29 protein-coding genes and 4 tRNA genes are annotated in these 26,843 nt (G+C 67.5%); 17 read left to right on the forward strand and 16 right to left on the reverse strand.

Going from position 1 to position 26,843, the window contains the following annotated elements:
- Positions 1-22 precede the first annotated feature (22 nt).
- Positions 23-1,228, forward strand: coding sequence for a cytochrome P450 (locus tag ACOQPQ_RS12400; protein ID WP_420639739.1), 1,206 nt, complete (start codon positions 23-25; stop codon positions 1,226-1,228).
- 90 nt (positions 1,229-1,318) lie between these two features.
- Here ACOQPQ_RS12400 and ACOQPQ_RS12405 read toward each other — a convergent pair whose 3' ends face one another.
- Positions 1,319-1,900, reverse strand: a complete 582-nt coding sequence (locus ACOQPQ_RS12405; protein WP_420639740.1) for a maleylpyruvate isomerase N-terminal domain-containing protein — start codon at positions 1,898-1,900, stop codon at positions 1,319-1,321.
- A gap of 358 nt (positions 1,901-2,258) precedes the next feature.
- On the opposite strand from ACOQPQ_RS12405, the gene ACOQPQ_RS12410 reads away from it, so the two are divergent.
- Positions 2,259-3,491: a DUF222 domain-containing protein gene (locus ACOQPQ_RS12410; RefSeq protein ID WP_420639741.1), complete on the forward strand. Its 1,233-nt coding sequence runs from the start codon at positions 2,259-2,261 to the stop codon at positions 3,489-3,491.
- Between the two features lie 60 nt (positions 3,492-3,551).
- On the opposite strand, the gene ACOQPQ_RS12415 is transcribed toward ACOQPQ_RS12410, so the two are convergent.
- The 3 genes from ACOQPQ_RS12415 to ACOQPQ_RS12425 all read right to left on the reverse strand — a co-directional run bounded on the left by ACOQPQ_RS12415 (position 3,552) and on the right by ACOQPQ_RS12425 (position 3,873).
- A tRNA-Phe gene (locus tag ACOQPQ_RS12415) sits at positions 3,552-3,627 on the reverse strand.
- 13 nt (positions 3,628-3,640) lie between these two features.
- Positions 3,641-3,715: transfer RNA gene (locus tag ACOQPQ_RS12420), tRNA-Asp, on the reverse strand.
- A gap of 85 nt (positions 3,716-3,800) precedes the next feature.
- Positions 3,801-3,873: transfer RNA gene (locus ACOQPQ_RS12425), tRNA-Glu, on the reverse strand.
- A gap of 114 nt (positions 3,874-3,987) precedes the next feature.
- On the opposite strand from ACOQPQ_RS12425, the gene ACOQPQ_RS12430 reads away from it, so the two are divergent.
- Positions 3,988-4,458, forward strand: coding sequence for an NfeD family protein (locus ACOQPQ_RS12430; protein WP_420639742.1), 471 nt, complete (start codon positions 3,988-3,990; stop codon positions 4,456-4,458).
- A gap of 11 nt (positions 4,459-4,469) precedes the next feature.
- On the forward strand, positions 4,470-5,411 hold the full coding sequence (locus ACOQPQ_RS12435) for an SPFH domain-containing protein (protein ID WP_420639743.1): 942 nt from the start codon (positions 4,470-4,472) through the stop codon (positions 5,409-5,411).
- Positions 5,412-5,465: 54 nt separating this feature from the next.
- On the opposite strand, the gene ACOQPQ_RS12440 is transcribed toward ACOQPQ_RS12435, so the two are convergent.
- The 3 genes from ACOQPQ_RS12440 to ACOQPQ_RS12450 form a co-directional block, all read right to left on the reverse strand.
- Entirely contained in the window at positions 5,466-5,942 is a 477-nt protein-coding gene (locus ACOQPQ_RS12440) for a DUF2017 family protein (protein WP_420639744.1), read from the reverse strand.
- A gap of 77 nt (positions 5,943-6,019) precedes the next feature.
- On the reverse strand, positions 6,020-6,328 hold the full coding sequence (gene clpS / locus ACOQPQ_RS12445; protein WP_420639745.1) for an ATP-dependent Clp protease adapter ClpS: 309 nt from the start codon (positions 6,326-6,328) through the stop codon (positions 6,020-6,022).
- Entirely contained in the window at positions 6,325-7,290 is a 966-nt protein-coding gene (locus ACOQPQ_RS12450) for a COX15/CtaA family protein (protein WP_420639746.1), read from the reverse strand. The genes clpS and ACOQPQ_RS12450 overlap by 4 nt, the downstream gene beginning before the upstream one ends.
- 187 nt (positions 7,291-7,477) lie before the next feature.
- On the opposite strand from ACOQPQ_RS12450, the gene ACOQPQ_RS12455 reads away from it, so the two are divergent.
- The 10 genes from ACOQPQ_RS12455 (at position 7,478) to serS (ending at position 18,498) form a co-directional block, all read left to right on the forward strand.
- Positions 7,478-8,446 carry a heme o synthase gene (locus tag ACOQPQ_RS12455; protein WP_420639747.1) on the forward strand — a complete coding sequence of 323 codons (969 nt, stop codon included), beginning with the start codon at positions 7,478-7,480 and terminating at the stop codon, positions 8,444-8,446.
- Positions 8,447-8,587: 141 nt separating this feature from the next.
- Complete coding sequence (locus ACOQPQ_RS12460; protein ID WP_420639748.1) at positions 8,588-10,237, forward strand: cbb3-type cytochrome c oxidase subunit I; 1,650 nt, start codon at positions 8,588-8,590, stop codon at positions 10,235-10,237.
- Positions 10,237-10,833: a cytochrome c oxidase subunit 3 gene (locus ACOQPQ_RS12465; RefSeq protein WP_420639749.1), complete on the forward strand. Its 597-nt coding sequence runs from the start codon at positions 10,237-10,239 to the stop codon at positions 10,831-10,833. Before ACOQPQ_RS12460 ends, ACOQPQ_RS12465 begins: the two co-directional genes overlap by 1 nt.
- Before the next feature lie 57 nt (positions 10,834-10,890).
- The gene (locus ACOQPQ_RS12470; protein WP_420639750.1) at positions 10,891-11,727 is read left to right on the forward strand and encodes a hypothetical protein; all 837 of its coding nucleotides are present in this window, start codon (positions 10,891-10,893) and stop codon (positions 11,725-11,727) included.
- Between the two features lie 31 nt (positions 11,728-11,758).
- A complete protein-coding gene (gene coxB, locus ACOQPQ_RS12475; RefSeq protein ID WP_420639751.1) occupies positions 11,759-13,024 on the forward strand; it encodes a cytochrome c oxidase subunit II in 1,266 nt (421 codons plus the stop codon).
- 58 nt (positions 13,025-13,082) lie between these two features.
- Positions 13,083-15,173 (forward strand): cytochrome c oxidase subunit I, encoded by a 2,091-nt coding sequence (gene ctaD, locus ACOQPQ_RS12480; protein ID WP_420639752.1) that lies wholly within the window; start codon positions 13,083-13,085, stop codon positions 15,171-15,173.
- Positions 15,166-15,843 carry a cytochrome c oxidase subunit 3 gene (locus tag ACOQPQ_RS12485; RefSeq protein ID WP_420639753.1) on the forward strand — a complete coding sequence of 226 codons (678 nt, stop codon included), beginning with the start codon at positions 15,166-15,168 and terminating at the stop codon, positions 15,841-15,843. The genes ctaD and ACOQPQ_RS12485 overlap by 8 nt, the downstream gene beginning before the upstream one ends.
- Before the next feature lie 8 nt (positions 15,844-15,851).
- On the forward strand, positions 15,852-16,232 hold the full coding sequence (locus tag ACOQPQ_RS12490) for a cytochrome C oxidase subunit IV family protein (RefSeq protein WP_420639754.1): 381 nt from the start codon (positions 15,852-15,854) through the stop codon (positions 16,230-16,232).
- Positions 16,233-16,315: 83 nt separating this feature from the next.
- On the forward strand, positions 16,316-17,227 hold the full coding sequence (locus tag ACOQPQ_RS12495; RefSeq protein ID WP_420639755.1) for a cytochrome c oxidase assembly protein: 912 nt from the start codon (positions 16,316-16,318) through the stop codon (positions 17,225-17,227).
- Positions 17,224-18,498: a serine--tRNA ligase gene (gene serS / locus ACOQPQ_RS12500; RefSeq protein ID WP_420639756.1), complete on the forward strand. Its 1,275-nt coding sequence runs from the start codon at positions 17,224-17,226 to the stop codon at positions 18,496-18,498. The genes ACOQPQ_RS12495 and serS overlap by 4 nt, the downstream gene beginning before the upstream one ends.
- Positions 18,499-18,540: 42 nt before the next feature.
- Here the strand turns inward: serS and ACOQPQ_RS12505 are convergent, their stop codons facing one another.
- The 5 genes from ACOQPQ_RS12505 to orn all read right to left on the reverse strand — a co-directional run bounded on the left by ACOQPQ_RS12505 (position 18,541) and on the right by orn (position 22,619).
- Complete coding sequence (locus tag ACOQPQ_RS12505) at positions 18,541-19,650, reverse strand: cytochrome c biogenesis CcdA family protein (protein WP_420639757.1); 1,110 nt, start codon at positions 19,648-19,650, stop codon at positions 18,541-18,543.
- Positions 19,651-19,746: 96 nt separating this feature from the next.
- Positions 19,747-20,223 (reverse strand): TlpA family protein disulfide reductase, encoded by a 477-nt coding sequence (locus tag ACOQPQ_RS12510; protein WP_420639758.1) that lies wholly within the window; start codon positions 20,221-20,223, stop codon positions 19,747-19,749.
- 83 nt (positions 20,224-20,306) lie between these two features.
- Entirely contained in the window at positions 20,307-20,645 is a 339-nt protein-coding gene (locus tag ACOQPQ_RS12515) for a WhiB family transcriptional regulator (protein WP_420639759.1), read from the reverse strand.
- A 349-nt stretch (positions 20,646-20,994) separates the two neighbouring features.
- Positions 20,995-22,071: an MBL fold metallo-hydrolase gene (locus ACOQPQ_RS12520; protein WP_420639760.1), complete on the reverse strand. Its 1,077-nt coding sequence runs from the start codon at positions 22,069-22,071 to the stop codon at positions 20,995-20,997.
- Positions 22,068-22,619 carry an oligoribonuclease gene (orn, locus tag ACOQPQ_RS12525; RefSeq protein ID WP_420639761.1) on the reverse strand — a complete coding sequence of 184 codons (552 nt, stop codon included), beginning with the start codon at positions 22,617-22,619 and terminating at the stop codon, positions 22,068-22,070. Before orn ends, ACOQPQ_RS12520 begins: the two co-directional genes overlap by 4 nt.
- A gap of 111 nt (positions 22,620-22,730) precedes the next feature.
- On the opposite strand from orn, the gene dut reads away from it, so the two are divergent.
- Complete coding sequence (gene dut, locus ACOQPQ_RS12530) at positions 22,731-23,168, forward strand: dUTP diphosphatase (protein ID WP_420639762.1); 438 nt, start codon at positions 22,731-22,733, stop codon at positions 23,166-23,168.
- A gap of 1 nt (position 23,169) precedes the next feature.
- Here the strand turns inward: dut and ACOQPQ_RS12535 are convergent, their stop codons facing one another.
- Positions 23,170-23,550, reverse strand: coding sequence for a hypothetical protein (locus tag ACOQPQ_RS12535; RefSeq protein ID WP_420639763.1), 381 nt, complete (start codon positions 23,548-23,550; stop codon positions 23,170-23,172).
- 96 nt (positions 23,551-23,646) lie between these two features.
- Here ACOQPQ_RS12535 and ACOQPQ_RS12540 point away from each other — a divergent pair, with 96 nt between their 5' ends.
- Positions 23,647-24,426 carry an aspartate dehydrogenase gene (locus tag ACOQPQ_RS12540; protein ID WP_420639764.1) on the forward strand — a complete coding sequence of 260 codons (780 nt, stop codon included), beginning with the start codon at positions 23,647-23,649 and terminating at the stop codon, positions 24,424-24,426.
- Positions 24,427-24,490: 64 nt separating this feature from the next.
- Here the strand turns inward: ACOQPQ_RS12540 and ACOQPQ_RS12545 are convergent, their stop codons facing one another.
- Together ACOQPQ_RS12545 and ACOQPQ_RS12550 are read right to left on the reverse strand one after the other, a co-directional pair.
- Entirely contained in the window at positions 24,491-25,249 is a 759-nt protein-coding gene (locus ACOQPQ_RS12545) for a hypothetical protein (RefSeq protein ID WP_420639765.1), read from the reverse strand.
- Positions 25,250-25,291: 42 nt separating this feature from the next.
- A tRNA-Lys gene (locus tag ACOQPQ_RS12550) sits at positions 25,292-25,367 on the reverse strand.
- Between the two features lie 50 nt (positions 25,368-25,417).
- Here ACOQPQ_RS12550 and ACOQPQ_RS12555 point away from each other — a divergent pair.
- The gene (locus ACOQPQ_RS12555; RefSeq protein ID WP_420639766.1) at positions 25,418-25,597 is read left to right on the forward strand and encodes a hypothetical protein; all 180 of its coding nucleotides are present in this window, start codon (positions 25,418-25,420) and stop codon (positions 25,595-25,597) included.
- Between the two features lie 320 nt (positions 25,598-25,917).
- Here ACOQPQ_RS12555 and ACOQPQ_RS12560 read toward each other — a convergent pair whose 3' ends face one another.
- A complete protein-coding gene (locus ACOQPQ_RS12560) occupies positions 25,918-26,598 on the reverse strand; it encodes a hypothetical protein (protein ID WP_420639767.1) in 681 nt (226 codons plus the stop codon).
- Positions 26,599-26,843 lie beyond the last annotated feature (245 nt).

The raw sequence follows: 26,843 nt of genomic DNA on the forward strand, positions 1-26,843 counted from the left end.
CCACCTGGGAGGAGCTTCGCCCATGTCCAGCGTCTTGAACCCGCCGTACTACGACCCCTACGACTTCGACATCGACGCCGACCCCTACCCGGTCTGGAAGCAACTCCGCGACCACCATCCGCTCTACTACAACGACCGGCACGACTTCTACGCCGTGACCCGCTGGGACGACGTGGAGGCCGGTCTGAAGAACCACGAGGTCTACCTGTCCAGCCACGGCACGCTCCTGGAGATGATCAAGGCCGACATGGAGATGCCGCCGGGCATGGTCATCTTCGACGACCCGCCGAGTCACACGGTGTACCGGGGGCTGCTGTCACGGGTGTTCACGCCGAAGCGGATGAACGCCATCGAGCCGCAGGTTCGCCGCTACTGCGCCGAGATGCTCGACTCGCTCGCCGGGCGGACCCGCTTCGACATCATCGAGGAACTCGGCGCCAAGATGCCCATGCGGGTGATCGGAATGCTGCTCGGGATCCCCGAAGAGGATCAGCAGGCGCTCCGGGACAAGTCCGATGCAGGGCTGCGACTGGACCGAGGCGACATGGATGCCGCGGTCCACAACATGTCCAACTCAGCCGCCGAGGGCGACTTCGGTGAGTATCTGGACTGGCGCAAGGACAACCCGTCCGACGACGTGATGACCCAGTTGGTCCACGCGGAGTTCACCGACCACACCGGGGAGAGGCGCAACCTCACGCGCGACGAGATCCTGGGTTACGTCATGTTGCTCGCCGGGGCGGGGAACGAGACCACCACTCGGCTGATCGGGTGGACCGTGAAGACGCTGGCGGAGTACCCCGATCAGCGGCGCGAGCTGGTGGACGACCGGTCGCTCATTCCCAACGCCATTGAGGAGATGCTGCGCTACGAGGCGCCGTCACCCACGCAGGCTCGCTATGTGGCGACCGACGTGGAGGTACACGGTCAGGTCGTGCCCGAAGGCAGCGCCATGCTGTTCGTGGACGGCTCGGCCAACAGGGACGAAAGGAAGTGGGGTCCGACCGCCGATCGACTCGACATCCACCGAGAGATCGGTCATCACCTGAGTTTCGGCTACGGCCTGCACTTCTGCCTGGGTGCCGCCCTCGCCCGCCTCGAAGGCCGGGTCGCCCTCGACGAAATCCTCAGCCGGTTCCCGGAGTGGTCGGTCGATTTCGAGGCGTCGGAGCGGGCCCACACCTCGTCGGTACGAGGCTGGGACAAACTGACCATCAACGTCAACTGACGATCCGGCCGCTCGTACCACGGGTCCACTGAGTCTGCCTGTGGGCAAGGGACGACCCGGAGGTCGCCACTCACACGCGAGGGCACACCACTAGAAGAGGTTGAAGTCGTTGGGCAACCGGCCGCGTCCGGTGACCGCGGCGATCAGGGTCTCGGCGTGGCCTCCCTTTGCTGCGAGTCCGACCAGGAACTCGAGCGTTGCGATGACCGACTGGTCGGGCGCCGAGGCTTCCACTTCAGCCGCTCGGGCGAGGTCCAGGGCGTGGATCACGAGTTCGGCGGTGCGGCTGGGCAGGTACTGGCCCAGGGTCATGGTGCCCACGGGCGAACCGACGGGGGTGGAGAGATCGGAGGTGGTGACCAGTTCCCGGGCGAGGGAGGCGGCAGTCGCAACCGCGGCAACGGGGTCGGGCTGGAGGGCTGCCATCGAGAGCCGGGCTCGCTCTCGAATCGAGTGGTCGCTGAAGTAGTCGGCCGGCACATCGCCGGGGTCGATGGGCCGCTCTACGTAGTCGACGATTGTGGTGTGGGCGCGGTTGCCGTGGGCGATGAGCTCGAGGACGGACCAGTGGCCGAGACCAGGATGGTCGTAGCACCCCTGGGGTGTGGCAGCCACCAAACCGACGAAGAACTCCGACGCCGCCAGGAAGGCCCCACGGGTTTCATCGCTCACACTGCCCATGATCCAACACTCTCACCCCAGGCGCAACGCCGATGTCGCTCTGCGCTGTTTGGCTCTCCCGGCGGGACATGAGCACCCACTACGCGACGGTCAAGACGACCTGGTCGCTCTGGCTCGACATAGCGCGCCAGGAGTTCGATGTCTGTCCATTGTTACCGTAAACGTGGCTGCCTGTGTTATGCCTGTAAGGCGGAAGAACCACTTGTGAATGGTCTGGCTGGTCCGCGCTTTCATCTGGTAATTGGTGATCCATAAGCTGTGCTATTGGCAGGGACACTTTCTTTCATGTTTTGAGATTTCATTGAAAGTCAGGGGGGATGTTGTCACCCTGGTCGGTAGACTAGTTGGCATGGAGATTGCCTCTTCCAACGGCACAACTTCTGATCTGCCGGGCGGGGTGCGGGATGCGGTGGCGGCGATGGTGGCTGAGTTCGAATTGCAGGATTACTCGGAGTTGGACGCCCCTGGGGTGATCAAGAGGGTGTTGGAAACCGACACGGTGCGCCGCCAGATCGAAGCGCACCTGGCCGGGTTGTTGGTCCGGTTGGGTGAACTCGCCGGCGACGAAACCGTGGAGGCGGTGTGCCAACAGTTCGGTTTGCCTTCCCGCAAGGCCAAGCGTCAGGCGAAGACGGCCAAGGGGTTGCGGGCACTGCCGGATGTGTTGGATGCCGCCCGTGACGGGTTCATCACCATGGACCACGCCGAGTTGATCGCCGCCTCCCACGAACGCGCCCCGCTGCGCGACGGTGACGGGTACGAACTGGTCAAGTTGGCCCTGACCCAGTCGTTCGACCAGTTCCGCCGGTCGTTGGCAACCATGGAGAACCAACGGATGGCCGCCGACGGGATGACCCGCACCGAACGCCAACACGCCCGACGCACCGCCAAAGTGTTCAACGGGGACAACGACATGGTCATCCTCCACGCCGAACTCGACACCATCGCAGGCCAACGCGTCAAGACCGCCCTATCCGCCATGAACACCCGGCTGCTCCACCACGACAGCAAGACCGGCCAGGAACGGTCGTTCGAGCAACGCAACGCAGATGCCCTCGTCGCCCTCATCTTCCAACAACCCGGACGCCCGGCTGATGCTGAGGGTGGGGCCGATTGCGGGCCTACCCCGCAGAAGACGACGCTGGTGGTCACCGCCGAATGGGATCCCATCTACGGGGTGCTCCAGGACGCCGAACTCATCGACGGGACCCCCATCGAGATCGAAGAACTCCGCCGATTGGCCTGTGACGCCGACATCATCCCGGCCATCTTCGGCTCCGACGGCCAACCCCTCTACCTGGGTCGCACCCAACGAGCCCCCAACCAAGCCCAACGCCTCGCCCTGTACGCGAGGGACCAGGCCTGCGTCGACTGCGGCCTCGCCGCCCAAGCCTGCGACATCCACCACATCCAACCCTGGGAACACGGCGGACCCACCAACATCGACAACCTCGTCCTCCTCTGCCCCACCTGCCACCGCAAAACCCACCGCCACGACCACCACCACGGCCACCTAAGGGGGCACCGCCACCGCCACCGACCCAAACCCCCCGACCATCCGGCAAGGGCCCCTGCTGGCTGAGGAGAAAGGGACGGCCCGGAGCGGGGTTGGGGGTCGCTCCGGGCCGTCGGGGGGTGGGGGTGGTGGTCGGGACCGGCGTCGATCCGGTGACCTTCCGCTTTTCAGGCGGACGCTCTTCCGACTGAGCTACCCGACCGTGTTGAGTTGTGCGGTCCCGACGGGATTTGAACCCGCGACCTCCGGCTTGACAGGCCGGCGTGCACTCCAAACTGCACCACGGGACCATGTGTTTGGTTGGTTCTGGCTGGTACTTCAGTGCCGCTGCCCCACCGGACCGCGCTCGCCGTCCGGTGGATCACCGATCCTGTGTACCCCCAACGGGATTCGAACCCGTGTTACCGCCTTGAAAGGGCGGCGTCCTAGGCCGCTGGACGATGGGGGCTCTTCACCCTTGAGGGCCGACTCACGTTAGCAGCCCGCCGCGGGGAATCCGCATCGAATTCCCGATAGTATGGTCCCAACTCAATGGACCCCGACCTCGAAGGGAGGCGACGGCGTGGAGAACGAAGTATGGCGGTGGCTGTGGACCATCAGCGCCTTGACGTTCGGCATGGCCGAGATCTTCACCGCCGGGTTCTTCCTGCTGCCCTTCGCCATGGGGGCGGCGGTCGCCGCCGTGCTGGCCTGGCTGGGCGCCCACGTGCTGGCCCAGTGGCTGGTCTTCTTTGTCGTCTCCTTGGTCAGCTTCGTGTACCTGCGCCGGTTCATCCGCCGCCAGAACAAGGTCGAGCAGCCCCGGGTGGGGGCCAACCGCCTGATCGACGCCCAGGGGAAGGTGCTCGAGCGCATCGACGGCGACGAGGACACCGGCATGGTTCGCATCGGGGGAGAGCAGTGGCGGGCCGTGGCCGAGGCCCCCATTGAGCCCGACACCAGAGTGGTGGTCACCGAGGTGCAGGGCACCCGCCTGGTGGTCGCCCCCATTCCGGCGTCATCCGATGCCACAAGTCCCGATCCGGCCAGCTAGGAAGTAGAACCATGGAAGCCGTCATTGCCCTCTTCATCATCGTCGCCCTTGCCTTCATCATCATTGCCGCGCTCGGCATTCGTATCGTTCGTCCCTTCGAAAAGGGGCTGATCGAGAAGCTGGGCCGGTACGAACGCACGGTCGAATCGGGGCTCCGATGGATCCTCCCGTTCATCCAGACGATGAGCAAGGTGGACATGCGCGAGCGGGTGATCGACGTCCCCCCCCAAGAGGTGATCACCAAGGACAACGTGGTGGTGACGGTGGACGCGGTGATCTTCTTCGAGGCCACCGACCCGGTGAAGCTCAAGTACAACGTGGGCAACTTCCAGCTCGCGGTCACCAAATTGGCCCAGACCAACCTGCGTAACGTGGTCGGCGACCTCGACCTCGACGCCGCCCTGACCTCCCGGGAACTCATCAACGGCAAGCTCCGCCAGATTCTCGATGACGCCACCGACAAGTGGGGCACCCGAGTGGTGCGGGTCGAGATCCAGCGCATCGAGCCACCGCCCGATGTCACCGAGGCCATGCACCGCCAGATGAAGGCGGAGCGCGACCGGCGGGCCATCGTCACCGAGGCCGAGGGCGACAAGCGGTCGGCCATCTTGCGGTCGGAGGGTCTGAAGGAGAGCCAGATTCTGGAAGCCGAGGGCCAAGCCGAGGCCCTGAAGCGGGTGGCCGACGGCGAGCGCTACCAGCTCGAGACCGTGGCCGAGGGCGAGGCCACCGCCATCGAGCGGGTATTCAACGCCATCCACGCGGGCGACCCCACCCCCGACCTCATCGCCATCCGCTACCTCGAGGCCCTGCAGACCGTGGCCGACGGTCAGGCCACCAAGATCTTCCTGCCGCTCGACACCAGCGGCCTCACCAACGCGGTGGCCTCCCTCTCCGAGATCGCCCGAGCGGGCCAAGGCGAGCCCGCCTCCCGCCCGACCGATCAGGGGTAGCTGCTCAACCAACGCCAACCGGCCCGGGTTCGGCCCCGGCCCCGGACCGGGGGGCTACAGCTCGGAGGCCGACGCCTCCACCAGGTGCTCCAGCAGCCAGCCCAAATACCAGTAGGCCGACCGGGCCACCGATTCCAGGTCGTCCTCGTCGAGTTCGCTGAAGTCGTCGTCCTCGCTGACCTGAAGGCGGGTTCCCAGCACCAGGCGGATGTCGTTCACCGCTCCCAGCCACGCGGCCAGTTGCTCGGGATTCAGGGTGGTCGCCTCCGCGAGTTCGGCCACGGTTTCCAAGCGGGCCTTCCGCAGCGACAGCAGCTCACCGCCCACGAGTTCTCGGTACTCGGCCTCGGCGTCGGGGTCGTCGGGCCGGGCGACGGGGAACAGCCGGGCCAGCATCTCCTCGTCGGGGTTCTCGACCAGCATCGCTCGCAGGTCGGCCACAATGGTGGCCATCAGGGCCCGTTCCTCTTCCTGCAGGTGCAGGGTGAACGTGCCGTCGCCGTTGGCCGTGATCGGCTGCCTCGGGGCCATCACCGACCGGCCTCACCCACGCGGGTAACCACTTCGCCCACCCATCCTCTTTCCCACTGCCGGTGTCGCACGATGGCTCAGTCGTCTTGTTCCATGGTGGCCCACAGGCCGTGCTCGTGCAGGCGAAAGACGTCCAACTCGGCCTTCTCACGGGGTCCGTCCGACACCACCGCCCGCCCCTTGTGGTGGACATCCAGCATGAGCTTGGTGGCCTTCTCCTTGCTGTAGCCGAACAGCTTCTGGAACACGAACGTCACGTACGACATCAAGTTGATGGGGTCGTTCCACACGATCACTTTCCAGGGCCGGTCTGACTGCACCACCGTGTCGTCGGTGGGCTCTTTGACCTCGGACGGGGCGATCTCCACCGGGGCAGCCGGACTCATGCCGACACCGCCAGGGTGGTCTCGGCGGTAGCCCGCACTTGCGGACCCCGCACGTTGAGCCAGAAGTACACCGTGACGATCCACAGTAGGGCGGCGCCCGCGATGTGGGCACCCACCAGCAGCACCGGCACGCCGGTGAAATACTGCACGTAGCCGATGAGCCCCTGCAGCAGGGCCACGCCCAGCACGATCCGCCCCCACCGCTGCACGTGGTCGGGCGCCTGTTGGTGCCGCAACCACCACACCTGCGCCCCCAGCAGCACCAGCAGGGCCACCACCGTGCTGCCGTGGATTTGAGCCACGTCCCGCACCGCCACGTCGATGCGCTCGGCATCCTCGTCGCCGCCGTGGGGCCCCGCGCCGGTGACGATGGTGCCGGTCACGATCACCACCGAGGTCACCGCCACCACCGCGTTGGCCATCCACGACGCTCGGAGCCACGACCCGGCCCGGAACTTGCCGCGGACGCCGGGCTCATCGTGACCAGCGAACGCAACCCGGTCGGCGGGCCCACCGTGGTCGGAGGCTCGCCACAACAACAGCACGGCGTTCCACAACAGCACCATGGACAGCAGGAAATGGCCGATCACCAGCACCGGGGGCAACTCGTAGAGCACCACCAGCCCCCCCAGCACGATCTGGGCCAACACCCCGGCCACCAAACCCCACGACAGCCACACCAAATCGGCCCGCCGCGGCCGGCGCCAGTGGGAGCCCAACACGGCGGCGATGACGATGAGCGACACCAGCCCGGTGATCAGCCGGTTGATGAACTCGATCATGGCGTGGACCTCCAGCGGGGCCACCAATTGATCGTTGTCGCACGCCGGCCAGTCGGGGCAGCCCAACCCCGACCCGGTGAGCCGGACCGCGCCCCCGCTCACGATGATCAGGGTCAACAGCATGAGCGCGCCCACGGTGACGGTGCGGTACGCGGCGGGGGAGACCCGGGGTTGGATCACGCCTGAATTGTACGGGTCGTCGGTGACACGCGGTCACCCCCACCCCCCGTTTTCGCCGGGCACGAGCCGGTTTCAGCCGCCTGCCCGCCAATCCCCGACGCGATGACCCACCAGGCTCCGGTCGACCCCCCGAGCGGGCGCCGATACCTTGGCCTGCTCAGCCCGGAAACCGTACTCTGGGCTGGTCATGGGTATTGCCCGCCTGTCTCCCCGCAGCCGCCGCAGCGGTGTCGGCACCATCCCCGGCTCGGCGACCAACTCGCCCGTCTCCGGCCCCCAGGGACGCATGGGAACGATCCGGGCCTACGTCTCGCTCACCAAGCCCCGCATCATCGAACTGCTGCTGGTGACCACCGTGCCCACGATGGTGGTGGCCGACCGGGGCATCCCCTCGGTGTGGCTGATGGTGGCCACCGTGGTGGGCGGAACGCTGGCCGCCGGCGGGGCCAACGCCATCAACATGTACGTCGACCGCGACATCGACCGCCTGATGGAGCGCACCAAGAACCGCCCCCTGGTCACCGGAGAGATCGCTTCCCCCAAAGCCCTGGTGTTTGCCCTCGCCCTGGAGGCCGTGGCCTTCGTCTGGCTGTGGGGGTTCGTGAACCTGCTCAGCGCGGTGTTGGCGGTGTCGGCCACCGCCTTCTACGTGTTCGTCTACACGCTGTGGCTGAAGCGCACCTCCACCCGCAACATCATCATCGGCGGCGCCGCCGGGGCCGTGCCGGTGCTGGTGGGATGGTCGGCGGTGACCAACCGCCTGGATTGGGCCCCGTTGGTGCTCTTCGCCCTCATCTTCTACTGGACGCCCCCCCACTTCTGGGCCCTGGCCATCCGCTATCGGGACGACTACCAGGCGGCCGACGTGCCCATGCTCCCGGCGGTGGTCGGCATCCGCACCACGGCGGTGCGGATCATCGTCTACACCGTGGTGCTGTGGGGGCTGTCGGTGCTGTTCGGCACGGTGGGCGACATGGGTGTCGTGTACTTCGCCGGCGCGGTGGTGCTGGGGGCGGTGTTCCTGGGTTTCGCCGTCCAACTCCTGCGCACCCAGACCACCGCATCGGCCATGCGGTTGTTCTCCTACTCCATCACCTACATCACGGTGCTGTTCACCGCGATGGCCGTCGACCAGGTGGTTCGCACCGGTGTATGAGCACGCCTGGGCGACGGGGACCGACCCGGAATCGGGAGGCGAATCGGCCAGGTGGCCGTCGCCTCGGCAAAGTCGTTTGATGCGTAAGACGGCCAGGGCACTGTGTAGGGTTTCGATCCACACCTGCCTTCGTGGAGCACGATGACCCTCACTGAGACGAGGCCAGAACCAGAAGCAGTCGCGGCGGGCGGCGACACCGGGCTCCCCGCCCCGTCGTCGCCCGATCGGTGGACCCCGCCCACCGGGTTGGCCGGCATTCTCAGCACCGGCGACCACCAGGTGATCGGCAAGCTGTTCATTGCCTTTGCGCTGGTCCTGTCCGGCTTGGCCCTGGCGCTGGGGGTCTTGCTCGGCATCGAGCAGGCCGACATCGACGGCGGATTCGGGGTGTTCGGCAACGCCAACGAGGTGTTCCAGGTGTTCGCCCTGTACCGGACCACCCTGATTCTGTGCGGGTTGGTGCCGCTTTTCCTGGGCGTGGCCGCGGTGGTGGTTCCCGGCCAATTGGGGTCGTCCTCGGTGGCGTTTCCCCGGGCGTTGGCCGCCGCCTTCTGGACGTGGCTGGTGGGGTCGATCACCCACGTTGTGGCCACCTTCTCCTACGGGGGCCTGGGGTCGCTCCAAGCCGACGCCGCTCGGGGCCAGTCCGTGGAACTCACCGTGCTGTCCCTGGGCATGATCGCCGTGGGGTTGTTGACCGCCACCGGGGTGGTGTTCGCCACGTTGGTCACCCAGCGTCCCCCGGGGATGGACCTGCTCGCGGTGCCGGCGTTCAGTTGGTCGATGTTGGTGGCCACCGGCGTGTGGCTGTTCTCGCTGCCCGTGTTGTTGGCCAACCTGATGATTTCCTGGGTGGACATGCGGGGGGCCAGCGCCCTGCGTTTCGGCGGGGGTGACGCCCCGTTCGAGCAGATTGCCTGGGCGTTCGACGCCCCCCAGGTCTACGCCTGGACGATCCCCATGCTCGGCATCGCCGCCGAGGTGTTCGTGTCGGCCCACCGCAGCCGGCCCCTCATGTTCGAGCCCATGGCCGTGGTGGTGGGCTTGTTCGGGCTCCTGTCGTTCGGCGCGTGGGCCCAACGGTTCTTCGACAGCGCCGACCCGACGGCCCCCGACGCCCACATCGTGACCAACGAGGTGCCCTTCGTGGCCTTTGCGCTGGCCATTGCGGTGGCGGTGCTGGCCTACAGCGGTTGGTTGGCGTACAACGCGGCCGCCGCCGGGCAGCGCCCCCAGATCAGCCCCCAATTCGGGCTGGTGCTGTTTGCCGGGGTGCTCTTGACCGCTGCGGTGGTGGCCGGCGTGGTGCGGGTGGCCGAGCCGGCACTGGGGGTGTTGCGGGAGTTCGACGGCGACGTGTGGCGGGGCTTCTTCGACGCCATGGACGACCTGGAAGGCTCCAGCCTGGTTACCGGCATGATGAACTTCGCGGTGCTCGGGGGGTTGCTGGCCGGAGTGGCCGCGCTCTTCCACTGGGCCCCCCGGTTGTTCGGCGCCCCGCTCGGCGCCCCCCTGGGGTACCTGTCGGGGCTGGCCCTGGCGGGCGGGGCCATCCTGGTGGGCCTCACCAGTGCGCTGGGTGGCTTCTTCGATCAGCCCGACCGACCCTACGAGGCCGGCGACGCCCCGTACGCACCCGGACACTTCGACCGGATCGACGCCCTGGGCTTCGTGGAGGCGCTGAATGTGATCGGGTTGATCGGCGCCATCGCCGTTTTGGGCGGCCTGGTGTTGGTGGCCCTGAACGTGGCCCGCAGCCTCACCGGCTCGAACCAGGCGGGGGCCGACTGATGGCTGACATCCCCGTGGGTACCCCCCTGGCCGCACCGCCGCACCGGGCCCGCACCCTGTTGGTGGGCACCGTGTTCGGCACCGCCGCCACCCTGATGTACTTCGCGGCCCTTTTGGGGGTGTACCTGCGGGAGCGATCCGAGGCGCTGTCCGACGGTGGCAGTTGGATTCCCGGCGGCGCCGATATCCAGTTGGCCCAGCCCACGGTGGCGGCCTGGACCATGTTGCTGTCGGTGGTCACCATGCAGTGGGCGGTGTACTCCATCGCCCGCGACGACCGTCCCCACGCCATCATGGCCACCGCGTTGACCGCCATCTTCGGCCTGTCCGTGATCGTCACCACCTCGTTCCAGTACACCCAGATGGGTCTGGTGGCCGACGAGTCGGTGGCCGCCACGTTGATCTACACCATCTCGGGATCCCACGTGGCCATGATCGTCGTCGGCCTGGTGTTCCTGCTCCTCATGGCCTTTCGGGCGCTGGGCGGCCAGTACAGCAGCCGCCAAACCGACGGTTTCGTGGCCGCGTCCATCTTCTGGTACGCCGTTGTCTTCGTCTACGTCGTCATCTGGACGGCGATCTTCGTGCTGAAATAGGTCTTTGATGTTCGTCGCCCGTTCTCGTCTTGCCCCTCGGCGCTCGGCCGGCCCGTCGTGTTGACCCCCGGCTTCCGCCTCTTCTTCGGCTTCACCGCGGTGGCGGTGGCCACCGCCGCGGTGTACGGCGTGGCCAGCGGCAGCGCCGGGGAGACGGAGTACTTCGCCGTGCTCAACGTGGAGACCTGGGTGGGGGTCCTCAGCCTGGGCTACAAGGGCGGGATCGGCGACCACGTCGGGTATGTGGTGTTGATGGGCTTCGCCCTGTTGTCGGCGTTGGTGGCCGTATTCCTCGTGGCCTTCCGCGACGCCGATGCCGAATCGGTGGGCGAGCTGACCGCCGACGGTCGGGTTCCGGCCACCCAAACCGATTTGGAGGCCAACTACTGGCCGGCGCTGGCCGCCTTCGGGCTGGGGGCCATGATCGTGGGTCTGGTGACCCACGCCACCGTGTTCGTGATCGGCCTGGTGATCGTGGTGGCGTCGGTCTTCGAGTGGATGATGGCGGCCTGGGCCGATCGGGCCACCGCCGATCCGGAGGTCAACCGCAACCTGCGCAACCGCATCATGCGCCCGGTGGAGTACCCGGTGACCGCCGCGCTGGGCGTGGCCGTGCTGGTGCTGGCCATGTCCCGGGTGTTCCTGACCGTCTCCAAGTTCAGCGCGGTGATGGTGGCCGGGGCCGTGGCCACGGTCATCTTCCTGGTAGCGGTGGTGTTTGCCGTCGCCCCCCGGATCAGCCGCTCGGTGATCGCGGGCACGGTGGCGCTGGCCTGCGTCGGCGTGCTGGTCGCCGGGGTGATCACCGCGGCCATGGGGTCTCGCGACTTCCACCACAAGGGGCACGACGCCGAGCACGGGGAGCAGGCCGAAGACCACGGAGAACTCGAGTGACGGTGACGACAGCGACGACGGGTGGTGTTCGGTGAGCAAGCGGCTCAAGGGGCTGGTGTGGTTGTCGAGCTTGCTGGTGATTGCCGGTGCCGCGGTGCTGATCGTCATCAGCATCGTGGTGACCGACGAGCATCCGCTGTCCACGCTTTCGCCGGTCGGTCGCCATGGCCGAGAGATCGCCGACCTCATCAACCCCATCTTCATCGTGGCGGGCGTGGTGTTCTTCTTGGTGCAGGGCGCGGTGCTGGCCCTGTGGTGGCGCTACCGGGTGGCGGGCTCCGACACCGGTGGCGGCGAGCACGGCTACTACGAAGACGACGAGTTCCCCGAGCAGGTCCACGGCAACAACCGCCTGGAGATCGCCTGGACCCTGATACCCACGGCGCTGTTGGCCGTGATCTCGGTGTTCACCTTGGTGGTGCTGTTCGCCCTCGACGACGTGGAGGCCTCCGACGACGACATGGTGGTCACCGTGATCGGCCAGCAGTGGTGGTGGGAGTACCAGTACCACCTGGACGGCGACACCACCACCCCGCCCGATTTCGTGACCGCCAACGAGCTGGTCATCCCCGTCGGCGTCGACGTGCCCTTGGACATCAAGTCGCGTGACGTGATCCACTCGTTTTGGATTCCCAAGCTGAACGGCAAGAAGGACGCCGTGCCCGGACGGTCCCACGACTGGGTGATCCAGGCCGAAGAGCCCGGCCGCTTCCGGGGTCAGTGCACCGAATTCTGCGGCCTGTCGCACGGCTACATGAAGATGGTGGCCATCGCCCTGCCGCCGGGGGAGTTCACCCAGTGGCGGGACAACCAGATCACCGCGGCGTCGGCTCCCGCTGAAGGCACCGCGGCGGCCGCCGGTTGGGAGGTGTTCAGCCAGCAGTGCGCAAGCTGCCACGTGGTGAACGGGTTGACCACGCCGGTGAACCGGGGCGGCGAAAGCGACACCCCCGACGGCTGGGACATCTACGGCGAGTTCAACGGCGCCAACGCCGGAACCTACCTGGCGGTCGATACGCTGGTGGCCGGGGCCGCCCCCAACCTGACCCACCTGATGACCCGCAGCACCTTCGCCGGATCGATTTACGACCTGTACCTCGGCGCCGGCGAGCACGTGGAGTACCTGGAGTTGGCGGAAGCGGCCACCCTCAACCGCGGCGACCTGGAGGCCTGGATCGCCAACGCCCCCGAGCGCAAACCGGCCGACGCCAACGGCCTGCGGGGAATGCCCGCCCGCGCCGGTCTGAGCCCCGAGGACATCGACAATGTTGTTGCCTTCCTGTCCACCCTCAAGTGATGGTGATTGAGCCGATGACCGACGCCCACCGCACGCCCCGCGCCGAACGGATGAGCCGATGACCGTCACCGAACGCACGATCACGGCCCCTGCCGAAACCCTGGCCCTGCCCGCCGGCCCGGCCACGGCCCACCGGCCCCTGGGCGTGTTCACCCGGCCCCAGGGCAGCGAGGGCTGGACGAGCTGGCTGTTCACCGTCGACCACAAGCGCATCGGCATCATGTACGGTGCCGCCGCCCTGTTCTTCTTCTTGGTCGGCGGGGCCGAGGCCCTGTTCATCCGCCTGCAGTTGGCCACCCCCAACGGCTCGGTCATCGGGGCCGGCACCTACAACGGCGTGTTCACCATGCACGGCGTGACCATGGTGTTCCTGGTGATCATGCCCATGGCCGCCGCCTTCGCCAACTACCTGTTGCCCCTGCAGGTGGGGGCCCGCGACGTGGCCTTTCCCCGGCTCAACGCCTTCAGCTTCTGGTGCTTCCTGGCCGGCGGCGTGCTGCTCACCTCCTCCATCCTGATCGGCGGCTGGTTCCAGAACGCCCCCGACGGCGGCTGGTTCGGCTACGCCCCCAACACCGGCCTGTTGTTCTCGCCCTCCAAGGGCATCGACTTCTACGCCGTCGGCCTGCAGATAACCGGCATCGCCTCATTGGTGAGTTCCATCAACCTCATTGTCACCGTGTTGAACATGAGGACCAAGGGCATGAGCTTCTTCAGAATGCCGGTGCTCACCTGGATGCTGCTCATCACGCAGTTCCTGCTGCTGTTCGCCCTGCCGGTGATCACCGTGGCCCTGTTCTTGTTGATGTTCGACCGGCTGTGGGACGCCAACTTCTTCAACGTGGCCGCCGGGGCCGATCCGCTGCTGTGGCAGCACCTGTTCTGGATTTTCGGCCACCCCGAGGTGTACATCCTGATCCTGCCCGCCTTCGGGATCGTGTCGGAGATCATTCCCACGTTCTCCCGCAAGCCCCTGTTCGGCTACCACTTCATGGTCGCCTCGGGGATCGCCATCGGGTTCATGGGCTGGGGGGTGTGGGCCCACCACATGTTCACCTCCGGCGTGGGCCCGCTGTCGGTGGCGGCCTTCTCGGTGTCCACCATGTTCATCGCCGTGCCCACGGGGGTGAAGATCCTCAACTGGCTGGCCACCATGTACCGGGGGCGGCTGCGGTTCACCACCCCGATGCTGTACGCCGTGGGAGTGGTGTCGATGTTCACCATCGGCGGCCTTTCCGGGGTGACCCACTCCATCGCGCCGTCCGACACCCAGCAGACCGACACGTACTACATCGTGGCCCACTTCCACTACGTGATCTTCGGCGGCGCCCTGCTCGGGCTGTTCGCGGGCTTCTACTACTGGTGGCCCAAGGCCTTCGGCTACAAGCTCAACGAGGGGTGGGGCAAGGCCAGCTTCTGGGTGATGCTCGTGGGGTTCAACTTCACGTTCGGGCCCATGCACATCCTCGGGCTGCAGGGCATGTCCCGGCGCATCGCCACCTACCGGGCCGATGAGGGGTTCGCCCTGTGGAACGCGGTGGCCACCGTGTCCTCGTTCGTGATCGCCATCGGGGTGCTCATGTTCTTCTGGAACGTGTACGTGAGCACCCGGGACTGGCGGCGGGCCGGGCGCCCCGACGTCGGCCCCGACCCCTGGGATGCCCGCGGCCTGGAGTGGATGACCGCCTCGCCGGTGCCCGAACACAACTTCGACCGGGAGATCGAGGTGGAGAACCTCGACGAGTTCTGGCACCGCAAGTACGCCTTGGACGAGAACCACCGGGTGGTGAAGACGGCTGACGCCGTCGACGTCGCCCACGACGGCAGCAACACCAAGGTGCACCTGCCGTCGCCGTCGTACTGGCCCATCGTGCTGGGCGGGGGCATCCTGCTGGTGGGCTACGGCCTGATCTACAACCTGTGGCTGGCCGCCGCGGGCCTGGTGCTGTTGGTGGGGGCCATCTACGGGTGGATCCTGGAACCGGCCGACGACCCCGACGCCGCCGGCCACCACGATGACCACGGCGACGACGACCACGGCGATCCCGACAGCAACGGGGGCCCGGGCGGCAACGGCGCGTCGGCCGCCGCCGGCGATCCGGCGGCCATCGAGGCCGCCACCGAGGAGGAGGCAGCGACCGTTGGCTGACACCATGACTGCCGAGACATCTTCCGCCGAGAATCTGCCCAGCGAGGTGGCCACCACCGGCGTGGCCGGTGCGGTACCGGCTAGCGAGCACACCGACGGCCACCACACCAGCACCGGCCTCTCCAACGAGAAGCTGGCCATGTGGGTGTTCCTGGGTTCGGAGTGCCTGCTGTTCGGCGGGCTCATCTCCACCTACATGTTCAACAAGGGCCGCATCGGGCCCGGCGACGTCGGACCCGACGACGTGTTCGACATCCCGTTCACCTCGGTCAGCTCGTTTGTGCTGTTGATGAGTTCGCTGACCATGGTGTTCGCGGTGTCGGCCATCACCCGCGGCGACCTGCGGGCCAACCGCATCTGGCTGGCCACCACCGCCGCGCTGGGGGCCACCTTCGTGGCCGGACAGGTGTACGAGTTCACCGCCTTCTACAGCGAGGGCCTGGGGTTCACCACCAACCTGTTCGGCTCCGCCTTCTACGCCCTCACCGGCTTCCACGGAGCCCACGTGACCATCGGCATCATCATGTTGATGTCGCTGTACGTGATGTCGCTGCGGGGCAGCCTCCCGCAGGAGCGGGCCGAAACGGTGGAGATCATCGGCCTGTACTGGCACTTCGTCGACATCGTCTGGATCGTGATCTTCACGATCGTCTATCTCTTCCCGCAGTAGGAACCGCCATGGCCACCGTCACCCCGACCCCCGATACCGCCGACCGCGGCACCGAGGTGGACCAGCACGCGTCCGGGTCCGCCGACGCCGACCACGGTACCGCCGGCCATTCCCACCCCACCGATTGGCTCTACGTCAAGGTGGCCATCGCCTTGGCGCTGCTCACCGCGTTCGAGGTGTTCACCTACTTCGAGTCGGTCCACGGCTGGGGGGACACCGCCATCATCTTGATGCTGGTGGCCATGATGGTGTTGAAGTTCTTCTTGGTGGTGGCCTTCTTCATGCACCTCAAGTTCGACTCGCCGATCTTCTGGCGGCTCTTCGTGTTCGGGCTGATACTGGCCATGGCGGTGTACATGGTCATGCTCACCGCGTTCCGCTTCTGGTAGGTCGTGTTGTCCGGTCGACGCGCTGAGGCTTGCTGGCGGGGGCTCATCGCGTTCTGCGGCTCCTAGTCGAGGCGGGAGTCCTCGTGGTCGTGGCGGCCGACACCGACATCTGGCGCTTCCAGCCCCATCCCGAGGTGTGGTTCATCGTGCTGGCCGGGTTGGCCATGGCCTGGTACGCCGCCCGGATCATCGCCCCCAAGGCCGCCCCCGCCGGGGAGCCGGCGTTCAGCCGGTTGAATGCCTTGGCCTTCGCCGGGGCCATGGTCCTGTTGTGGGTGGCGAGCGATTGGCCGATGCACGACGTCTCCGAGGAGTACCTCTACTCGGTCCACATGATCCAGCACCTGCTCCTCACCCTGGTGGTGCCCCCTTTGCTGTGGGCGGCGATCCCGGAATGGCTGGCCCGGCTGGTGGTGAGCGGCGACGGGCGAGCCGGGGTGTGGGTGCGGCGGCTGGCCCGTCCGGTGGTGGCCGGGGTGATGTTCAATTTCATGGTGGCGGTGAGCCACATTCCCTGGGTGGTCAATTCCTCGGTGGACAACGGCGCCCTGCACTACTTCGTGCATCTGCTGTTGATGGGCACCGCCATGGCCATGTGGCTGCCGGTGTGCGGCCCGATTCCCGAGTTGCGCATGGGCGCGCCCGGCAAGATGGTCTACCTGTTCTTGATGTCGGTGCTGCCCACCGTGCCCGGGGGGTTCTTGACCTTCGCCCAGGGCGCGGTGTACAGCGCTTATGACCACCCGGTGCGGCTGTGGGGCATCGGGCTGCAGGCCGATCAGCAGGCGGCCGGGCTCATCATGAAGCTGGTGGGCGGCATGTACCTGTGGACCTGGATCGGCGTGCTGTTCTTCCGCTGGGCCGGGGAGCAGCAGCGGGCCAACACCCGGATGCGGGTGGTGACGTCGCAGTCCCTCCAGCCGCCGGCCGCCGACAGCCGGGCCCCGGCGCTGTCGGGGGCGTCGGGCGGCCATTCCTCCAACGGCTCCTCATGATCGATCTGCGCCTGGTGCGCACCGATTTCGACGGCGTGCGAGCGGCGTTGCTGCGTCGGGGGATCGACCTGACGGAGCTGGAACAGGTGGCGGAACTCGATGAGCGACACCGCACCCTCACCGGCCAACGGGATGCGGTTCGCCACCAGGTGAAGGAGCTGTCCCAGCAGGTGGGTCGCCACAAGCGCGACGGTCGCCACGACGAGGCCGACCAAGCCGCCGCCGAGAGCCGACGGTTGGGGGAACAGGAGAAGGCCCTGGCGGCGGAGGCCGACGGGCTGGCCGCCGAGATTCACGACCTCTTGCTGCGCATCCCCAACCTGCCCTCGCCCGATGTTCCCGACGGGGCCGATGACTCCGACAACCCGGTGCTGCGCGTGGAGAACTTCGATCCCGACGCCTACGGGGAGCACCAGCGGGTGCCCCACTGGGAGTTCGCCGTGGAAGCCGGCTGGCTGGACATGGAGCGGGCCACCAAGCTGTCGGGTTCCATGTTCGCCATGCTGCGGGGACCGGGGGCGTCGCTGGCCCGGGCGATGGTCCAGTTCGGACTCGACCGCAACGCCGACCTCTACGAGGAGATCCGGCCCCCCACGCTGGTCCACAGTCACGTGATGGTGAGCACCGGGCAGCTCCCCAAGTTCGCCGACGACGCCTACCTCATGGAGCGTGACGACCTGTGGGCCATTCCCACCGCCGAGGTGCCCCTGACCTCGCTGGCCTCCGGGGAGATTCTGAATGAGGCCGACCTGCCCATGAGGATGATGGCCCACACCGCCTGCTACCGCAGGGAGGCCGGGGCCGCGGGCCGCGACACCCGGGGCCTGTTGCGGGTCCACGAGTTCGACAAGGTGGAGATTCTGGCCTACGCCACCCCGGAGCAGGCGCCCGCCATCCACGCCGAGATCCTGGAGCGGGCCGAGGCTGCCGTGGCCGAGTTGGGCTTGGCCCATCGCATCGTGGACATCTGCGCCGGCGACCTGGGCCAGGCCCATCACCGGTCGTGGGACGTGGAGGTGTACGCGCCGGGAGCCGACCAGTGGCTGGAGGTGTCGTCGGTGTCCTGGTACTCCGACTACCAGGCCCGCCGGGCCAACCTGCGCTACCGGCCCGCCGAGGAGAAGGGCACCCGCATCCTGCACACCCTCAACGGATCGGCCCTGGCCGTGCCCCGGGTGTGGGCCGCGGTGGTGGAGACCCACCGCCAACCCGACGGTTCGGTGGCCGTGCCCGCGGGGTTGCGTCCCTACCTGGGCCGCGACGTGCTCTAGCCCGCCCGTCGGCTCAACTCGGTTGGGCTCAGCCGGTTGGGTTCAGCTCGGCTGGGGCTTGGGCCCGTGGAGTCGCAGCCGCACCCACAGCACGGTCGCCACCAGGAGGGCGGCCAGCACCTCCCACAGCACCGGCCAGCGGACCGGATCGGTGAACCAGTGCCCCATTCGCTCGGGGATGTCGGCGATGGTCCGCACCACCGGGAGGATCAGCAAATCGCCCCGGTACTGAACGGCCTCGGACACGGCGTAGCCCACCGCCACTACCGCAGAGGCCCCCCAAAGGTACGGCCAGGGGATGTTGCGGCGCAGAAGCCAGAGCAGCACGGCCACCAGCACGAAGGCGGTGGCCAGGCCAAAGCGGCTGCCCCCCACGTCCACGATCCAGCTCTCCAGGCGGGTGGACACCCGCAGGGAGGCCTCCACGAACGGATTGTTGGCGTCGATGTCGTCGCGCAACAGCACCTGCACTTCCCACCAGCCGTAGAAACCCAGGACCACCCCGGCCACCACCAGGAAGCCCCCGGAGATGCGGTTGATGTGGGGCAGCAGGCGGCGCATGTGGGTGGTGACCCCGGAGCGACCCATGGCCACCGTCACCGTCAAGAAGGTGATCACCAGGCCCATGCCCAGGGAGTAGGCCAGGAACCGCATGGTGCCCTCCCACCACCCGTCGGTGCTGAACGAGCCGCTCACGCTGCCGAAGAACACCGGGCTGGCGCACCCCAACGACACCACCGCGTAGGACACCCCGAACAGGAATATGGAGAGCAGCCCCCGGCTGTCGCCCCCCTTGTTCAGGCGGGGAATGGAGATCTTGGGCTCGAAACCGGCCAGCATGGCGATACCCAGCACCACCATGAGCCCGCTGACCACCAGCGTGATCCATGGACCTCGGTCGGCGATGGTGGAGGTGGCCACCAGCGACGAGGTCAGCGCCCCGATGGTGCCGAAGAACGCCACGAACCCGGCGGTGAGGGTCAGGCCGACGAGCAGCCCCCGCAGCACGTTGCGCCCCGTTTCCGTGGCCTGCTCCCCGCTGCCGATCCCCAGGAAGTAGGCCAGGTAGGCCGGGAGCATGGCGAACCCGCACGGGTTGACCGCGGCCACCAGCCCGGCCCCGAACGGCACCGCCAGATCAATGTCGAACATCTCCCCCCAGCCTATTGACTCCTCCCGGCCCCGCCCGTACCCGACCTACCCACGCCGTCGAGGGCAGGCCGAGAGCCGGCTGATCCGCCGGCCCGGTCAGGGATGCAGGTGGGTGTTGATGTGGGTGGTGATCTGGTCGAGGGTGAGGGCGCCGGTGTGCTGGTAGCGCACCTGGCCGTCGGCGGAGATGAACACGGTGGTGGGCATGCCCAGGATGCCCAGGGCGTTGCCGATGGCCGCGTCCCGGTCCAGGCCGGTGACGTAGGTCACCCCGGTCTCGGCCACGATCTCGCGGGCTCGCGTCGGGGTGTCGTTGGCGGCGAGGCCCACGAAGGCGATGTCGGGCCGCTGTTGGTGGGCCGATTCCAAAGCGGGCATCTCGGTAATGCACGGTGTACACCAGGAGGCGAAGAAGTTGAGCACCAGGGGCCGGTCGAGGTGGTCCCCGATGGTGGCCGTTCCCCCGTCGAACAGCTCGAACTCGATGTCGCCGAGCGCGACATCGTCGCCGGCCCCCGAGGAACAGGAGCCGGCGACGACAAAGATGAGCGCCGCGGCGGCCAAGGCCGCCATGCATTTGGCCGGAGCCCTCACGCCACGTGGGCCGTCAGGCCGCCGGGTGATCAAGCTGCCGGGCCGTCACGCCGCGTGGGTCGTCACGCGGAGCGGAGCCGCTCGCGCAGGTGCTCGGGCACCGGCACCTGCAGGAACTCGTCCTCGGGACGGGGCACCTTGGACGGACGACCCCGACGGCGCTTGCTGGTCAGCACCTTGCCGTTGCGGAACAACTGGCCGCCCCACACTCCCCACGGCTCCCGGCGGGCGATGGCCCCTTCGAGGCACGGGGCCATGACCGGGCACTGGGCGCAGATGGTCTTGGCCTGGGAGATGTGCTGCAGCTCGTCGGAGAAGAAGATCTCCCCGAGCGAGGCGTCGTCGGTGCGGCAGGCCGCGTCCGAGCGCCACGGTGCATTTTCAAAGAGCAGTGCTTCCATGAGTGGCTCCTTTCGGGGTTCTTCGGTTGGGGGTGGCGGACGGTGAATCGATGGGTGGGCGGAAACTGAAAAGGCCGCCGGATTTTTCCGGCGGCCTCGGGAGTTATGTGATCCTTGTAGAACTTCTACGTGGACCCTCCCCGAGGCCTGCTACCGGCGGTCTTCTGGCCGAACAAGCACGGTGTGTGATGGGACAGCCAATAGCCGGGCCGAATTCTGGGCATGTCAGCCATGGCTACGCGCCCGACACGGCCAAAGAGGCCGTTTGGCGAATTGCTGATGGCGAACATGGGCACTACTCAACAGCCTACCGACGCCGATGTCAATTCAATTCCCGATGAGGGGGCGCTCAGGGCGATTCCGACAGCTCGAAGGTCACCAAGCCTTCGGGGGTGGCGCCCTGGGTGGCCTGGCCGATCACCTTCAGGTGAACGAGATGGGCGAACGTCTCGCTGGCGGCCATGTCGCCCCAGGCCCGCTCGCTGAACAGCACCCGCATGTACTCCTCCACCGTGGCCCGACCCAGGGTTTGGCCGGCTTGGCGCAGCACGTCGAGGCGCTCGTAATGGTGGTCACAGATGTGGTCGGCCCGGGTGCCGATGTCGGAGAACGGGTGGCCGTGGGCCGGTAGGGCCACGGTGGCCCCCTGCAGGGTCTTCATCCGCTGCAGGGAAGCGAAGAACTCGGCCAGCGAGTCCTGGGAGTCGCTGCGGCCGGCGATGTGCGGGGTGATGGTGGGCAGTACGTGGTCGCCCGAGAAGACCGCCCCGTGTTCGGGATCGAACAGGCACAGGTGGTCGCCGGTGTGGCCGGGGGTGTGCAGGGCCACCCACTCCCGGCGGGCCAGCGGGACGATGTCGCTGTCGACCACCGTCACCGTGGGGCGGGGGGTTTGGAACCAGCGGGCGTGGAAGTTGTCCCTGGCCCGAAACCGCTGGATCTGTTCTCGACCGGGGGGTTTGCGCTGGGTGCCCCACGGGGTGGTCTGGCGAAAACTCTCCTCGATCCGCTCCAGGATCTCCTCTTCGGAGGCGTTGTCCTCGGGGTCGTGGGACTCCTCGGTTTCCCGGCGGTCCCAGATCGGCCGGAAGCTCTGGTGGGTCAAGATGTCGGCCCCCGACTCTTCCCGCAATCGCTCGGCGCCGCCGAAGTGGTCGAAGTGGGAGTGGGTGATGATGGCGGTGTGGACGTCGGCCACCCGGTAGCCGGCCAGGCCCAGGCGGTGGACCAACGCCTCCCACGACTCGGGGCCGGGTAGACCGGGGTCCACCACCGCCACCCCCCGCTCGTCCTCCAGGATGTAGCAGTTCACGTGGCCCAGCCCCGGCAGGTTCACCGGCAACATGGAGCGCAACACACCGGGCACCACCTCGGTGATCTCGGTGGTGGCTTCCTCCTGCTCCTGCTTTCGGGGTCGCTTCGTCACGGGCCCGCCCTGGTGGGGAGGCGGAAGAAGCTCTCACGGTAGTGGCGCAATTCGATGAGGCTCTCGCGGATGTCGTCCAGGGCCCGATGGCCCTTGGCCTTGGCGGGCGCCGCCTCGAAGGCGGTGGGGTGCCATCGCCGGGCCAGCTCCTTGATGGTGGAGACGTCGATGGAGCGGTAGTGCAGGTACTGCTCCACCTCGGGCAGTTGAGCGGCCAAGAAGCGGCGGTCCACCCCGATGGAGTTGCCGCACAGCGGCACGGTGCGGGGCTCGTGGATGTGCTCTTGCAGGAACTCCAGGGTGGCCCGGCCCGCCTTCTCCAGGCTGAGCGTGGCGGCCTTGATCTGATCCAACAGCCCGCTGGCGGTGTGCATCTCCACCACCACGTCCTCCATCGAGGCCAGCGCCTCGGGCGGGGCGGCCACCACCAGGTCGGGGCCCTCGGCCACCAGCTCCAGGTCGTCGTCGGTGATGAGGGTGGCGATTTCCACGATGACGTCGACGGCCGGGTCGAGGCCGGTCATCTCCAGGTCCATCCAGGCCAACATCTGCAGTGGAACCTACAACCTGATTTGGGGCGAGCCTGAGTCGGCCAACCGTTCGTTGCTTCATCCCGGCCTGCCGTCATCGTCCGGGCTTGGTTGGGTAGTGTCACCGCCGTGTTGGAGATTCCCATCGTTCGCAGCCGCCCGGACCTGCCGTTTCCCCGCTACGCCACCGAGGGCGACGCCGGCGCCGACCTGGTGGCCAGCGAGGACGTCGAGCTGGCCCCCGGTGGTGGCCGGGGCCTGGTGCCCACCGGCACCTACATCGCCATCCCCGACGGTTACGCCGGGTTCGTGCAGCCCCGGAGCGGGTTGGCCCTGCGCCACGGGGTCACCTGCTTGAACACGCCGGGGCTGATCGACTCCGGCTACCGGGGGGAGCTGAAGGTGCTGTTGGTGAACACCGATCCGGCCGAACCGTTCACCGTGCGGCGGGGTGACCGGATCGCCCAGTTGGTGCTGCAGAAGGTGGAGCAGGCCGACTTCGTGGAGGTGGAGGAGCTGCCCCCCACCACCCGAGGATCAGGAGGATTCGGCTCCACCGGCGTCTGACTCAGGGGCCTCCGCCTCCGGGGGCGGCCTTTTGAAGCAGGAGGCGGTGGTCGTCGGGGTCGAGCTTCCACGAGTCCACCAGCGACTCGGCGACCGAGGCGAATCGGCTGATCCGGTCCTCGGGGATGGGCGGGATCGCCGAGTCGTCCAGGTGGGCTTCCACGGTGACGATGCCGGCCTTGCTCTGCAGGTCGATCGCCACGGTGCCGTCGGGGTGGGCGGGATCGAGCAGCAACAGCATGGCTTCCTTCACGGCCTGCTTCAGTTCGGTCACGGCGGTGGGCGGGAAGCCCTGATGGGTGGCGGCATGGGCGGCGGCGACCTCGGCCATGCGGTCGTACTTCTGAGCCGCGGGCAACTTGACGGTGACGTCGCCGGGCACGGTTCTCAGCCGATTGCCATCGCCGAATGCATGTCTTGACAGTACCAGCCGGTGGACGGGGCCGGGATTGGCTCCATCCGGCGGTAGCGTGAGGTGATGTTGCGAGTCGGCCTCATCGGCTGCGGGGCCATGGGCTCGGTGGTGGCCCGGGAGCTGGAGGCGGGAACGGTCGACGGGGCGGTACTCACCGGGGTGCTGGACCCGGAGGTCGACCATCGGCTGGGGGTCGCCGACTTGGACTCACTGTTGTCGGAAGCCGACGTGGTGGTGGAGGCGGCCGGTCACGGGGCGTTGCGGGATTGCGGGGTGGCGGTGCGGGAGGCGGGCACCGACCTGTTGGTGGTGAGCGTGGGTGCCTTGGCCGACGAGGCGCTGGAGTCGCAACTACGCCAGGCGGAGGGTGGGCGGCTGCTGCTGTGTACCGGGGCCATCGGCGGGTTCGACATCCTGCGAGCGGCCATGATGTTCGGCCCGCTGGACGACGTGTCCATCACCAGCACCAAGCCCGCGGCGGCGTTGGTTCGCCCGTGGATGGATGAGACCATGCGAGACGGGTTGGCCGCTGGGTCGGCCCCGGTGACGGTGTTCGACGGTGTGGCCCGTATGGCCTGTGAGCGGTTTCCCGAGTCGGCCAACGTGACCGCCACCTTGTCGTTGGCCACCATCGGATTCGACCGGGTGCGGGTGCGCATGGTGGGCGATCCGGAGGCCACCCGGGTTCGTCACGTGGTGAGCGCGTCGGGCACGGCGGGCACCTACGAATTGTCGTTCGAGAACGCCGCTTCGCCCGACAATCCCCGGACCAGCGCGGTCACCGCTTACTCGGTGTTGCGGGCCCTCACCGACCTGCGCCCCCCGGCCGTGTCGTTTCTCTGAACGTCCACCTCAATCGTCGGTTGTGGCCCTCGGCACCCCGGAGGGGGCTGATGGTTAGCCGGGATCAGCCGCAGGGCTCGCTGGGTGCCACCACCGGCAACCGGCCGGCCCGCATGGAGGTCACCGTGGTGCCGTTGGTCTCGAAGATCACCCGGTAGTCGGCGTCGGATTCGTCGACCGGGATGAACTGGATGGAATTGCCGCTGCCGTCGGCGTAGGGGGTGGCCAGCAAGCGGGCGCCGAACAGCTCGTAGAGCTGCGCCTCGGTGCTGCCCACGCTGGCCCCCGACCGGGTGGACAAGATGTTGTTGGTGATGTCCACCCGCTCGACGGCGCTGTTGAACACCGTGAACACCACCCCCGACGGACCGTTGGCGGGGGCGAGCAGGTAGCAGCGGCCCGTGCCCCCCTCTTCACCCCCGGTCCACTGCGTGGAGATCGCCGCGGCCGCCTCGTCGGGACTCATGCCGAAGAACAGGGAACCGATACCCACGGTGCTGAGTTTGTCGGCGCTGCTCAACGCCGGCTGGCTCAAGTCCACCGGCTCGGGGACGTCGACGGGTTCCGTGGTGTCGTCGGTGATGGGCGGCGGTTCTTGGGTGGGGGTCTCCTCCGGTTCGGCGACGGGGTCGTCCGGGGTCTCCTCCGGCTCCGGCTCCTCCACGGTGGGCTCGTCCACCGGTGGCGGCGTGGGCGGGGCCGCGGTGGGCTCCACGACGGCCACGGTCGGCTCCGGGGTGGCTTCCTCGGCGGAATCGTCGTCGCCCCCGCAAGCGGAGAACAACAGCGCCAGAGCGGCGAGCAGTGCAATCAAGCGTCGCATACCCTCAGCGTAGTGGCCCGAGCGACAACTTTAGGGTAGGCCTGGTAGGCCGCCTGGGACTCGAACCCAGCACCTTGAGATTAAAAGTCTCCTGCTCTACCTGATGAGCTAGCGGCCCACCGTCACTGTATCCCCAAGCCGGGCCGAGATGGTTGGTAATATGCCCCGGTGGAAGCGTGGGAATCGCTGCTGAGCGACGTCGAGAGCGAACTCATCGACGTGGAAGCGGTGCTCGGCGAACTGGACGACCTCGATGCCGTCCGAAGCCGCATCGCCGCCGCTCGAGCCGACCACACCCTCACCCACCGCCCCGTCCTCCAACGCTGCGCCCCACACCTCCCCAACTAGCCGGGACGGGACTGCCGGGACTGTCCGTTTTCTTGTGTATGAGGTCGTGGTGTTTGTGGGGGGTTGGGTGGGTGTGGGATGCTTCGGGCCTGTTCCTTTGGGGAGGTTGTGATGGGTGACGATGTTGTGAACAGCGGTTCTGGGGTTGGTTCGGCGTCTGGTGAGGGCGCGTCGTCGGAGGGGGCGGTGGTGTCGAGGGTTGTTTGGTTGGGTGAGGGTGGTGGGCCGTGGGAGCCGTGGTTGGTGGTTGGTGCGGTGGTGATGTTCGTGGGTTCGTTGTTCTCTTGGGTGCGGGGGGACGGGGTGTTCGGTTCGTTCCCTCAGGCCACCGGGGGCGCGGTGGTGGTGGCCGGGGTGGATTTGATGGTGATGGTGGTGGCGTTGTGTTTGTTGGGGCGCCGGTGGTCGTTGGGGGTGACGTGGGGGTTGTTGTTCGGGGCTGCTGGGGGGGTGTCGGTGTGGATCGCGTTGTTCGCGAAGTGGTCGAACAGCACCGATCCGATGTTGGACTTGGCGGCGAATGTGTATTCGCTGGGGACGATGGGTGCGGGCCCGGGGTTTGTTGTGGCGGGGTTGGTGATCGTCGCCGTCAGATTGTTGGCCCCGGACGCTAGGGCGGTGCGTCGGGTGGCGTTGGAGGCGAGTGTCGGGCCGGCGGTGTCGGGTGCGTTGGTGGTGGTGGTGTCGTGCGGGTTGTTGTTGTGGACGGCTCCACCGTTGGGGTTCGCGGCTGATGGGTCGAATGGGTTGCACACCGACGTGATGATCGGCATCCCGGTGATGGGCGCTGCGGTGTTGGGATTGTTGTGTCTGGGGTGGGCGGCCAGAATTGACGCTTCACCGAGGGCGGTACACGGGTCGCTGTTGTTGGCGCAGATGGCGGCGGTCACGATCGTGGTGATCACCGCGACGGTGGTGGTGCCCACGGTGTCCACCACCAGCGTTGTTGTTCCCGGACCTCCGGTCGCGCTGGCCGGCGGCGTGTTGATGATGCGCTCCATCCGCACGGCTTGAGGTCCTTTGGGGCAAGGGTTGGGGGCGCTTCCGGTTGTTGCTGTGGGTGGTGTGTGGTAGGAAGTTCTTCGTGAGGCGGAAGGCTCCGGGGGTAGCGGCGTTGAGACGTGGCGTTGTGTTCGTGACGGTGGCGGGCTTGTTGGCCGGGATTTTGGTGACCGCTCCCGGTGTGTCGGCGGCGGCTGTCGAGGTGCCCTCGGAGCCGGAGGAGACGGGAACAGGGGAAGAGGGT

Origin of the sequence: Candidatus Poriferisocius sp., assembly GCF_965219775.1 — a bacterium.
Taxonomy (GTDB): domain Bacteria; phylum Actinomycetota; class Acidimicrobiia; order Acidimicrobiales; family Bin134; genus Poriferisocius.

Excerpts from the sequence above, each read along its gene's own strand:
- orn (WP_420639761.1), bottom strand. The coding sequence starts at position 22,619 with ATGTTGGCCTGGATGGACCTGGAGATGACCGGCCTCGACCCGGCCGTC.
- ACOQPQ_RS12435 (WP_420639743.1), top strand. The coding sequence starts at position 4,470 with ATGGAAGCCGTCATTGCCCTCTTCATCATCGTCGCCCTTGCCTTCATC.
- ACOQPQ_RS12465 (WP_420639749.1), top strand. The coding sequence starts at position 10,237 with ATGGCTGACATCCCCGTGGGTACCCCCCTGGCCGCACCGCCGCACCGG.
- ACOQPQ_RS12510 (WP_420639758.1), bottom strand. The coding sequence starts at position 20,223 with ATGGCGGCCTTGGCCGCCGCGGCGCTCATCTTTGTCGTCGCCGGCTCC.
- ACOQPQ_RS12460 (WP_420639748.1), top strand. The coding sequence starts at position 8,588 with ATGACCCTCACTGAGACGAGGCCAGAACCAGAAGCAGTCGCGGCGGGC.
- ACOQPQ_RS12455 (WP_420639747.1), top strand. The coding sequence starts at position 7,478 with ATGGGTATTGCCCGCCTGTCTCCCCGCAGCCGCCGCAGCGGTGTCGGC.
- ACOQPQ_RS12560 (WP_420639767.1), bottom strand. The coding sequence starts at position 26,598 with ATGGAGCGCATCATCAACACGCCGCCGGCCAGCGCGACCGGAGGTCCG.
- ACOQPQ_RS12515 (WP_420639759.1), bottom strand. The coding sequence starts at position 20,645 with ATGGAAGCACTGCTCTTTGAAAATGCACCGTGGCGCTCGGACGCGGCC.
- ctaD (WP_420639752.1), top strand. The coding sequence starts at position 13,083 with ATGACCGTCACCGAACGCACGATCACGGCCCCTGCCGAAACCCTGGCC.
- serS (WP_420639756.1), top strand. The coding sequence starts at position 17,224 with ATGATCGATCTGCGCCTGGTGCGCACCGATTTCGACGGCGTGCGAGCG.
- ACOQPQ_RS12545 (WP_420639765.1), bottom strand. The coding sequence starts at position 25,249 with ATGCGACGCTTGATTGCACTGCTCGCCGCTCTGGCGCTGTTGTTCTCC.
- ACOQPQ_RS12490 (WP_420639754.1), top strand. The coding sequence starts at position 15,852 with ATGGCCACCGTCACCCCGACCCCCGATACCGCCGACCGCGGCACCGAG.
- clpS (WP_420639745.1), bottom strand. The coding sequence starts at position 6,328 with ATGAGTCCGGCTGCCCCGGTGGAGATCGCCCCGTCCGAGGTCAAAGAG.
- ACOQPQ_RS12505 (WP_420639757.1), bottom strand. The coding sequence starts at position 19,650 with ATGTTCGACATTGATCTGGCGGTGCCGTTCGGGGCCGGGCTGGTGGCC.
- ACOQPQ_RS12440 (WP_420639744.1), bottom strand. The coding sequence starts at position 5,942 with ATGGCCCCGAGGCAGCCGATCACGGCCAACGGCGACGGCACGTTCACC.
- ACOQPQ_RS12400 (WP_420639739.1), top strand. The coding sequence starts at position 23 with ATGTCCAGCGTCTTGAACCCGCCGTACTACGACCCCTACGACTTCGAC.
- ACOQPQ_RS12540 (WP_420639764.1), top strand. The coding sequence starts at position 23,647 with ATGTTGCGAGTCGGCCTCATCGGCTGCGGGGCCATGGGCTCGGTGGTG.
- ACOQPQ_RS12410 (WP_420639741.1), top strand. The coding sequence starts at position 2,259 with ATGGAGATTGCCTCTTCCAACGGCACAACTTCTGATCTGCCGGGCGGG.